Raw genomic sequence first — 8478 nt, 5'->3', positions numbered from 1 at the left:
TGAGGCGCAGAAGTGCGACTCTTTTGATTCTAAGTCTCTGTTTTATTGGGTGCCATGACTTATTGAGAAGTTATGGGGTGCGCTCGTAAAATATTGATTTAAAATGAAAATACCGCTAGCCTGACGGCTATGCCCCTGGCCCCCCTTTGCGAAAGGGGGGAAGCTGTTGATGGACACTTTCTAAGAGTAAGAAAGCGCTCATCAATTGTTTCCCGATGCGAGCGATCCCGCCCCGAAATCCCCCCTAGCCCCCCTTTGCGAAAGGGGGGGAAGCTGTTGATGGACACTTTCTAAGAGTAAGAAAGCGCTCATCAATTGTTTCCCGATGCGAGCGATGCCGCCCGAAATCCCCCCTGGCCCCCCTTTGCGAAAGGGGGAAGCTGTTGATGGACACTTTCTAAGAGTAAGGATCCAATCCGAGCCATGGCGCTTGAAATAGATGCGATAACCCGGCCCCTCCGGTGCCCGTTAGCGTTTCTCGAGGACCGCGTGGTCAGCCACAGCTGCGGAGACTGGCGGCGAAGTCAGTGCCGCCTTCCGACCTGATCGGTCGAAAAGCGAGCGCTGACCTCGCGCTGGATTCCAGGAGCAGCCCGAAAGACAAGGCTCCTGATGCGCACGGCTCACCGCTGGTGCGCACCGCTCTTGCTGTTCGTCGCGCGCTGAGCAGGATGCTGTCACTCCTTGGTGTTGGTCTCTGTACCTGCGCCGCTTGCTGCGAGGCGCTCGACCACCTCGACGTTTTCCAACTCGGCGACGCGCTCTGGGGTGTAGCCGAGCAGGGCGAAGTCCATGATGCCGTTTGGCGAGTGGCAGTCGCTGCATTCACGGCCTTGGCGTTGGATACCGTGGTTGATCATGAGGGTGCCCATCTGGCGCATCCAGTGCGGCTCGACGTTGACGAGCTTGCCGTCGACGACTGGGTAAAGGGTCTTCCAGCCGTCGGTGATGCCGAAGTAGGCCATGAACTCATCCATCATGTAGAGCTTGAAGGGCTCTTGGTACATGCGTCGGACGATGGGGTCTTGCAGGGCCTTGGTGACGGCCGCCTTGGTGTCGCCCGACTCATAGTAGATGCTGTAGTCGAACGGCAGAATCATGGCGCCGAAGGGTCCCTGATTCGTCATGTCCTCGTACATCATGGCGTTGAAGAGCTTGAAGGGGTAGATGCGGCTTTCGCCATCATTCATGGCCGCGCGGAGGTTCGCTTGGATCATGGCCGCGCGCTTCTCGAGCATCTCGGGCGGGAGCTGCGAGAGCGGGTCCGTTGCCATCTCGACATAGCGGTCGACATCGATGTCCGGGAAGCGTTCTTTCAGCTCGACGGCCTTGGCGCGGACGGCCGCGATGACCTCCGGATCATCAATGCGCGCAACCTGCTGCATCAGCGGATTGTAGGTGTCAGACCGGTTGGGATTGTTGCCCAGGGCGTTTGCCAGGAAGGTGCCGTTGCCGTTGAACCAGAGGAAGGTGAATCCCTTGCCTGGGGCGCCGGAGCGATAGACGTCGGTCGGCTCCCAGATGCCTTCCTCGGGATTCCAAGTCGGATGGACCCAATCGCGCAGGACCACGTTGTCGGGCTGCAGCTCGGCGATATGACAGCTCTCGCAAGCCATGCGCTCGATGTGCCCATTCAAGAGCGCCTTGTGCTCCGAGCTGTTGTGCGGGGCGCGTGAATGGCAGCTCTCGCAAGAGACCTCTTTTCCCGGCAGGTCGTTGGCGACTAGATCGACGCCCTTGCGGCCGCGCGGAATCTTGTGACCTTCTGGACGATGACAATCCGTGCATTGCAGGCCGGCGGCGGCGTGGACGTCGTCCTGGGGCGCGAAGGGGTTGCCTCGCTTGGCGCCGCGGTGAAGGATGCGCTGGTGCTTGTAGCCGGTGGCTTGCGCCGCCGCGTTGTGCTCATAGGCGTCGCCGCCCATGTTGTGCTGGTGGCAGCGCAGGCAGTTCTCCGAGCGGATGGGGCCGACCGTCAAGGCGGCGCGCATGCTGCGGTCTTGGTCCCAGCGCAGGCCGTGCTCGTCACGAATGACCACGCGCTGGTTCATGTCATAGTCGGTCGAGTGGCAGATGAGGCAGTCGATGCCCTCCTTGGCCTCAGAGGGCACGTCGCCAATCGGCATCATCTTCTCGGTGGCGGGCTGGTAGTTGCCGCCGATATGGCATTGCCCGCAGCCCTCGCTGCGCAGCTGAGTCTCGCCGCTTGCGGCGTGCTCTGGAGCGGCCTCGACGAGGGCCGCCCAGCCAGTCCAGGTAAAGCTGCCCGGGATACCGCAGGCGCGATCGATCTTGCCGACCGGGATCTTATGCGGACCGCTGTTGACTTGCCGCCCGTCATAGCCGTAGGTCGAAAAACCTCCTGAATCGCTCTGAAACTTGAAATGGACCGAGTTGACGATGTCATCGAGGGTGTTGACGGTGGATGTTGTGCCGTCAGCGTGATCGACCTTGATGGCCGCGTGACAGGTCAGGCAGGTCTCCGGGCCTTCGTAGCGGCGGATGCCGGCGTCGCGGAAGTATTTGATGTGAGAGGGCTCGGCATCGCGGACCACGGAGTCCGTACCCATGAGCATCTCGATCTTGACCTTGCGGGCGAAGGGGTCCTGATCGCGCTCCACGACGGCCGCAGCCTTGCGGTAGCGTGCCTCGCGGGTGATGTCTTCGGCGATTGCCTCGAATTCGGTATTGGTGAGCGTTTTGCTGCTCTCATAGGTCAGCAGCGCGTTGGTCTTGCCGACGTAGGCGTCGAACATGATGGGGTACAGCAGCTTGTAGGCCAGCGTCAGCACGAGCAAGGCGACGGCTGCCGTGAAGAGTCGACGTCGGGTTGGCGTTGAGAGCAGATTCTGAATCGAGTTCATGATCGTCACTCTTGAAGATTCAAGCGGATTTGGGCGTGCCGAGTCAGGGGTGCGCGCAGCCTGCTACCCCTCCGTCTCCTGATGTGTGTCGCGGTGCCAGCCCGTGAGCATCGCGCGCATGTTTGTCAATACCTTTTCGCCGGTGGTGATGATGTAGATATGCACCAAGAGGAAAAGGACGAGCAGGTAGGCGATGGTGAGATGGGACATGGCGACGATCCAGACACTCCCGATGCCGAGCAAGGTATCCGGCAGGTAGACCGAGAACAGGAAAGCCCAGCCACTGAGGACCAGCAGGGGCATGAGTAGGTACATGACACCGATGTAGGTGACCTGCTGCAGGGTATTGAGCTTTGCCTCGCTGCTCGGATGGAAGGGGTGCGGCGCGTTGCGGAAGATGCCGTAGCCATAGTAAATGCTTTGTGTGATCAGCCGCTTGAAGAAACCGCGCAGTTGCACATGGTAGTGGCGGCCATTGCCCGAGACGAGGTTCCCGATGATGAAGCCGATCCAGCCGATGGTGAGCAGAATGCCCGCCGTGTTGTGGACCGTGATCGCCACTTGAAAGTTCAGCAGCCAGCCGACGCCGTTGAAGTGCATGCTCGCGCCGGAGACCATGAGCAAGATGAACAGCAGGGCGTTGGTCCAATGCCAGAATCGCACCCAGCGCGGATAAAGATAGAGCTCGCTCATGCCTGATCCTCCTTCGAGCGGCGATAGGCTCGATAACGTCCGTAGCCATGGGCGCCTAGTACGAGCAGGGTGATGCCGATGATGGCTAGGGCCGAGCGGTCGACCACCGGGTTGCGGCTCATCCCGACCACGTAAGCCTCGTTGAAGACGGCCTTGGAGATCCATCCCTTGTTGGCCAGGTCGGTTTCAGACCTGTACTGGTAAAGCCGGTTGAGCAGCTCGGGCGCCTTGGAATGGCACTTCACGCAGTCGCGATTGCTATCCTCGCCGGCCAGGATCTGATGCGATACCGGTTGGTCACTCTGCGTCAGCGGGGTATGGCAATCGAGACAACGCACGGCCTCGCGATGCTTCTCGCGCTTGGGTAGCCAAAGGTGCGGGTCGCGGTATGGATCCTTCAGCTCCTCATGGCATGAGAGGCAGATGGCGTTGTCATCGCGCACGATCTGGGCGATGTCTTCTCCCACCTCGGAGTTGCGGAATGCGTGAGGATCGTGACAGCTGTGGCAGCTGAAATCCGCGGCCTCGGGTGCATCCGAGGTGACGTGGATACTGTGCTGGAATTCCTCGTCGATGGTCTCGAAGCGATAGACGCGCGCTTGGGCGTCATCTTGCTCCTCATGGCAGCCCACGCAGGCGAGTCTTTCGCGCTTCAGGCGGTCCGGGTGCGGATACTGCTCATAGTCTGCGTTGTGACAGTCGGAGCAGGCGAGTTCGCCATGCGCCGAGTGTGACAACGCCTTGGGGTCGACAGAAAGATCGACGATCTCACCGCTCCCGGGATCGCGATAGGCGAGCGTCGCCATCTGATGGCAGCGCAGGCAGTCCTTGTTGTCCGGCGCCTCGTCTTGGGCCGAGGCGGGTCCGGCATGGAGGCCGCCTAGGAGCAGAAGCGTCGTCACAATGGTGAGCAGCCGCTGGGGTCCTGTGACTCCCGGCTGGGTGTCCCCTTCGTTGATAACCCGTCTTCGCATCGCTGGTGCTCTCTATCTCGGAGTGGACGCAATCTCATTCTAGCGCTGAGCCTAACCCCATGGATCCGGCCTCGCGCTTCAAGAGTCCGCCGGCTAGGCTCGGTCGCGCCTCCTTTTAGAGGCTGCGCCAGGCTTGACGTTGCGGTCGTGAGGCCGTTCACAAAATAGGTCCCTTCTGTGTTCGGTGGGCATTTTTCTCCGATTCCGTTGATGTAAGCCAAGGCCGGGTTGTTCGAGGTTGGACAAAGAGCCTCCTAGGTCATATAAGAAAATCAGTACAAACCAATATTAGCTTGCAATGATTTGATTGACTGAAAAAACGTGCTTGGATCCCGTATCGAGCCCAAATGCTGTAACGCTTGATGAAGGGATATGTCACTGCGGCCGGCAATGGTCGCGACACATCTCAACCTGTGCTTCAGCTCACCCAATCCTCCTTGGGAGGCCCGCAAGACTCGATGCCGGATGCATGAGCATCATCGCCTTGGGCGACCCTTGTGGAGGCAGTAGAGATGAGAGAGCAGGCACAGTCCTTGGTCGAGACCGACATCGGCCCCCACCTGTCCAATCAGCTTGAGATCCATGGCGTCAGCCGGCGCAGCTTCCTCAAGTTCGCCCTGAGCATGACGGCTGCTATGGGACTCCCGTTCGGGATGATGCCTGAGGTGCTGGCCGCGCTCGAGCAGTCCCAAGCGCGCCCCACGGTGATCTGGCTGCACTTTCAGGAATGTACGGGCTGCACCGAGTCATTGCTGCGGGCGACGCATCCCACGGTCGAGTCGCTGATCCTCGACCTCATCTCCCTGGACTATTCCGAGACCCTGCTGGCGGCGGCTGGCCACCAGGCCGAGCAGGCGCTTGCGGATTCCATCGCGCGGAATCGCGGCAACTTCATCCTGGTCGTCGAGGGCTCGGTGCCCATGCGCGACGGCGGCATCTACTGCAAGGTTGCGCGCAAGACGCCGCAAGAGATGCTGCATGAGATCGCCCCGCAGGCCGCGGCGGTGGTCGCCATCGGCTCCTGCGCCTCTTGGGGCGGCGTGCAGAGTGCTGCGCCGAATCCGACCGAGGCCGTTGGTATCCCGGTGGCCTTCGAGCGCGAGGGCATCACCAAGTCGGACGGCAGTCCATTGCCGGTGATCACGCTGCCGGGCTGCCCCGCATCCCCCTACAACCTGCTCTCGACCGTCCTCTACTACCTCACCCTCAAGCGGCTGCCGGAACTGGATGCCAAGGGTCGACCGCTGTTCGCCTATGGCCGTCTGATTCACGAGAACTGCGAGCGGCGCCCGCACTTCGACGCCGGACGCTTCGCCGAGGAGTTCGGTGACGAAGGTCACCGCAAGGGTTGGTGTCTCTACAAGCTGGGCTGCAAGGGGCCAGAGACCTATGCGAATTGTCCGGCCATCGAGTTCGGCGACGTCGGCGCCAATACCTGGCCCGTGGGCATTGGCCATCCCTGTTTCGGCTGTGCCGAGCAGGGCGTCGGCTTCCACAAGGCCCTGCACGATCAGGCCGATGTGAAATCGGTGACGCCGCCCGCCTTCTTCCCGCAGATCTTCGCCGAGCATCCGGGCGGCGCCAGCCTGGCCGGCGCGGCGGTTGCGGGTGCGGTCGGCGGCGGCGCGGCTGTCTATGCGCTCAATGCTGGCAAGAAGTTGAAGCAGGCTGAGGCGGAAGCTCCGGCCGAGACCGATTCGGAGTCGAGGTGAGCCATGAAGATCGATCGTCGCGATTTCTGCAAAGTCGTCGTCGCCGGGGCCGCGACAGCACTGAGCGGCGGCGTCGCCGAGGCGCGTCCGCCCAAGGAGTTGCCGCCCGGAGCCGTAGGCATCCTCTATGACGCGACCCTTTGCATTGGCTGCAAGGCCTGTGAGGTTGGCTGCAAAGAAGCCAACGACATGCCGATGGATCATACGTCTTGCGCCGAGCAGGCTTATGGCGTCAGCGCCGTCTGGGACGCCCCGGACGATCTCAACAGCCGCACCATGAACAAGGTCAAGGCGTACGCCCAAGGAACGGCCGAGGTCAAGGATCGTCCCCATGACGGCTACAGCTTCATCAAGCGCTCCTGCATGCACTGCGTGGATCCGGACTGCGTCTCGGCCTGTCCGGTCAGCGCCCTGACCAAGGATCCGGTCACTGGCATCGTGCAATACGACCCCGATGCCTGCATCGGCTGCCGCTATTGTCAGCTGGCCTGTCCCTTCAACATTCCCAAGTTCGAGTTCGACAAGCCCTTCCCCAAGATCGTCAAGTGCCAGATGTGCGCGCACATCCAGGCGGAAGGCGGTATTCCGGCTTGCTGCGACGCCTGCCCGACCGGCGCGAGTCTCTTCGGTCGTGTCCCCGACCTTCTGCAAGAGGCCCATCGACGTCTCGCCTTCAAGCCCGGCGAGCGTCAGTCCTATCCCATCCACAACCTGGACGGCGGTGAGACCCGCATGGCCGAGGTGCATGGCTACCATCCGAAGGTCTATGGGGAGACCGAGACGGGGGGCACCCAGTACCTGATGATGGCCGGCGTGCCCCTCGAAAATCTCGGGATGCCGGCGCTTGGGAGTGAGTCGCGCGCACGGCTGTCCGAGACCATTCAGCACGGTCTCTATCAGGGCATGATGGCGCCGACGCTGTTACTGGGTGGTCTGGTCTACGCGGTGTACCGCAACACCGCCGAAGACCGCGAGGATCCGCCCGAAGCCGCTGCCGGCAAGGCTCAGAAGGCGGAGGAGGTGCGTGATGAGTGAAGTCTATCGTCCCGTCGGCGGCAAGCTGCTGACTCGGCAGTTCTACTTTCTGATCGTCCTGAGCCTGATCGCCGCATATTTCCTTGGGCGTCGCTTCATCTTTGGCATCGGCGACGTGTCGAATCTGAGCGACGGCTATCCTTGGGGCCTTTGGATCACCTATGACGTGGTCACGGGCACGGCGATCGCATGCGGCGGCTATGCCATGGCGGTGGCCGTCTATGTCTTCAACAAGGGTCAGTTTCACCCCATGGTGCGGGCTGCGCTCCTGACGAGCGTGTTCGGATACACCCTGGCGGGTGCCTCGATCATCGTGGACGTCGGCCGCTACTGGCAGCTCTACAACGTCTTCCTGCCGCAGCACGCCAATCTCAACTCGGTCATGCTCGAGGTGGCGCTGTGCGTGACCCTCTATACCCTGGTGCTCTGGATCGAATTCTCGCCAGCGATTCTCGAGGCGATGAAGGCCAACCGCGCCCTGCGCATGCTCAGGCACATCCTCTTCTTCTTCATCGGCGTGGGCATCCTGCTGCCGACCATGCACCAGTCCTCGCTCGGCTCGCTGCTGATCATCGCCGGGCACAAGGTGCATCCGCTGTGGCAGAGCGACATCATCCCGCTGCTCTTCCTCATCACGGCCATCACCATGGGCTATGGCATGGTGGTCTTCGAGTCGCTCTACGCCTCGGTCAATCTGGGCCGCAAGCTGGAGACCGATCTGCTGGCCAAGGTTGCGGGCGTCATTCCCTGGCTGCTCATCACCTATCTGGTGCTGCGTATTGGCGACCTGGTGGTGACCGGAGACATCGCCGCGCTGGCCGAGCCGGGCCGGCCTCAGGTGTTGTTCGCGCTGGAGATGCTGCTCTTCGGCTACGCCATCCTCAGCCTGCTGAGCAGGGAGCGCCGAATACACCCCACGCACCTGTTCTGGAGCGCCTTGGCGGTGGTGCTGGCCGGCGCGCTCTATCGGTTCGACGCCTTCCTGATCGCCTACAACCCGGGTCCGGGCTGGCACTACTTCCCGGCGGTGGGCGAGATGATGATCACCCTGGGCGTCATCTCGGTCGAGATCATGGCCTATCTCTTCTTCGTCAAGAAAACGCCGGTTCTGGCCGCGGGGCATTGAGATGTCAGGCGGGGGCAGACGGGTAGGGTGGCCGAGCGCGAGCGAAGTCCAGCAAATCCAGCTCGCCGGCCGGT

At 61.7% G+C, this 8478-nt stretch carries 6 protein-coding genes; 3 read left to right on the top strand and 3 right to left on the bottom strand.

All coding sequences use genetic code 11. The features are described from left to right. Nucleotides 1-677: 677 nt before the first annotated feature. The 3 genes from G3480_RS09805 to G3480_RS09795 form a co-directional block, all read right to left on the bottom strand. Nucleotides 678-2864 carry a multiheme c-type cytochrome gene (locus tag G3480_RS09805; protein WP_164653706.1) on the bottom strand — a complete coding sequence of 729 codons (2187 nt, stop codon included), beginning with the start codon at nucleotides 2862-2864 and terminating at the stop codon, nucleotides 678-680. Between the two features lie 63 nt (nucleotides 2865-2927). Next, nucleotides 2928-3557 carry a cytochrome b/b6 domain-containing protein gene (locus G3480_RS09800; RefSeq protein ID WP_164653705.1) on the bottom strand — a complete coding sequence of 210 codons (630 nt, stop codon included), beginning with the start codon at nucleotides 3555-3557 and terminating at the stop codon, nucleotides 2928-2930. Then, entirely contained in the window at nucleotides 3554-4531 is a 978-nt protein-coding gene (locus tag G3480_RS09795; RefSeq protein ID WP_164653704.1) for a cytochrome c3 family protein, read from the bottom strand. Before G3480_RS09795 ends, G3480_RS09800 begins: the two co-directional genes overlap by 4 nt. A 512-nt stretch (nucleotides 4532-5043) precedes the next feature. Between G3480_RS09795 and G3480_RS09790 the strand changes: the two genes are divergently transcribed. The 3 genes from G3480_RS09790 to hybB are packed head-to-tail and all read left to right on the top strand — an operon-like array spanning nucleotide 5044 to nucleotide 8404. After that, nucleotides 5044-6243: a hydrogenase small subunit gene (locus tag G3480_RS09790; protein ID WP_164653703.1), complete on the top strand. Its 1200-nt coding sequence runs from the start codon at nucleotides 5044-5046 to the stop codon at nucleotides 6241-6243. 3 nt (nucleotides 6244-6246) lie between these two features. After that, nucleotides 6247-7278: a hydrogenase 2 operon protein HybA gene (hybA, locus tag G3480_RS09785; protein WP_164653702.1), complete on the top strand. Its 1032-nt coding sequence runs from the start codon at nucleotides 6247-6249 to the stop codon at nucleotides 7276-7278. Beyond that, nucleotides 7271-8404 (top strand): Ni/Fe-hydrogenase cytochrome b subunit, encoded by a 1134-nt coding sequence (gene hybB / locus G3480_RS09780; RefSeq protein WP_164653701.1) that lies wholly within the window; start codon nucleotides 7271-7273, stop codon nucleotides 8402-8404. Before hybA ends, hybB begins: the two co-directional genes overlap by 8 nt. Nucleotides 8405-8478 lie beyond the last annotated feature (74 nt).

Source organism: Thiorhodococcus mannitoliphagus (assembly GCF_010915725.1).
In the GTDB taxonomy this organism is placed as follows: domain Bacteria; phylum Pseudomonadota; class Gammaproteobacteria; order Chromatiales; family Chromatiaceae; genus Thiorhodococcus; species Thiorhodococcus mannitoliphagus.
The sequence above is the reverse complement of the archived record's forward strand: the minus strand, read 5'-3'. Positions and strand labels throughout refer to the sequence as shown.